This is a genomic window from Streptomyces sp. UNOC14_S4 (genome assembly GCF_020740835.1).
Classification (GTDB): Bacteria; Actinomycetota; Actinomycetes; order Streptomycetales; family Streptomycetaceae; genus Streptomyces.
Genome location: NZ_JAINFC010000871.1, coordinates 1 through 1,690 on the forward strand (window position 1 = coordinate 1; position 1,690 = coordinate 1,690).

1 protein-coding gene is annotated in these 1,690 nt (G+C 76.0%); it reads right to left on the reverse strand.

Annotated elements, in window-relative coordinates; translation table 11 throughout:
* The coding region (locus K6I34_RS36625; protein WP_229332336.1) for an ATP-binding SpoIIE family protein phosphatase at window positions 1–1,690 on the reverse strand (1,690 nt) is incomplete at both ends.

Sequence of the window (1,690 nt, forward strand, 5' to 3'; positions counted from 1 at the left end):
GTTCACCAGATACAGCCCCCGCCCGCCCTCGTCCGAGGGCCGCGCCTGACGCAGCCGCGGCAGCTGCGGCACATCGTCCCCGACCTCGCAACGGAGCACGTCCGTCCGGAGCAACCGGAGCGTTATCGGCCGTTCGGCGTACCGCACCGCATTGGTGATCACCTCGCTGACCAGCAGCTCCACCGCGTCGGTCAGCTCGTCCAGACCCCAGCGCGCGAGCGCCCGCCGGGCCAGCCGACGCGCCTGCCGCGCCGTCTGCGGCCGAGGGTCCAGGAACCAGTACGCGACGTCACTGGGCGCGATCCCCTCGAAACGGGCCGCGAGCAGCGCGATGTCGTCGTCCCGGTCCCCGGGGCCGAGCATGCCCAGCACCTCGTCGCACAGCGGCTCCAGCGGCGGCGGGTTCGGGCCGGTCAGCCGGGCCGTCTCGATCAGCCGCTCGCGCAGCTGCTCTATCCCGGTCCACACGTCCCGCAGCCGGGACTCCACCAGACCGTCCGTGTACAGCAGCAGTGTCGCCCCCGCGGGGGCGTCCAGCTCCACGGCCTCGAAGTCGACCCCGCCCACGCCGATCGGCGCGCCCGGCGGCACCCGCAGCACCTCGGCACGCCCGCCCCGGTGCAGCATGATCGGCGGTGGATGCCCCGCGTTGGCGATGACGATGCGGTGCGCGACCGGGTCGTACACCGCGTACAGGCAGGTGGCCATGCGGTCCGAGCCCAGCCGCTGCGCCTGCTCGTCCAGGTGGTGCAGCACCTCGGCCGGGGGCAGGTCCAGGCCCGCCAGGGTCTGCGCGGTGGTGCGCAGCTGGCCCATGATCGCGGCGGAGGTCATCGAGTGGCCCATGACGTCGCCGACGACCAGCGCCACCCGGTTGCCCGGCAGCGGGATCGCGTCGTACCAGTCGCCGCCGACCCGGGCCGTCTCGGCGGCCGGGAGGTAGCGGCTGGCCAGCCGGACGCCCGTGGGCTGCGGCAGCGAGTCCGGCAGCATGGTGCGCTGGAGCTCGTCCGCGATGTAGACCTCGCGGCCGTAGAGCACGGCCTTGTCCACGCCGAGGGCGGTGTGGGTGGCCAGCTGCGCCGCCACCAGCAGGTCGTCGCCCTCGAACGGGGGCCGGTCCGCGCGGCGGATGAACACCGCCGCGCCGATCACCCGCCGCCGCCCCCGCAGCGGCGCGAGTATCGTGCGCTGCCGGTCGGGCACGGTCCGGTCCTCGCCCAGCAGCTCGGGGAGCGCCGCCCGCGCCGCCGAGGAGTCGCCGTAGACGGGCCTGACCCCTCGCAGCACCTCCGCGAGCGGCCCTCCTATGCGCACCTCGCAGCGCTCGGCGGCGACGGCCGCGAGCTCGGTCGCGGGATCGGGCGCGGGCGGGACCTCCGGGGCGCCGAGCTCCCCGAGGCCGCGCACGTACTCGGGCAGCTGGTCGGTGCGGCGCAGCCGCAGCACGACGGGCCCCACGGGCCGCTCGTCGCCCACCGGCAGCGGGTCGCGCAGGTAGACGAGGATCGCGTCGGCGAACGTGGGCACGGTGGCCCGGCACAGCCCCAGCACGATCTCGTCCAGGTCGATGCCACGGGCGATCCGGCGCGTGGCGGCGCCCACGAACCGCAGGCGCTCGCCCCCGGACCCGCCGGCCGTCCCGTCGCGCGGCCCGGGCAGCGCGCCGCTGTTCCCGCCGTCGGCGGGC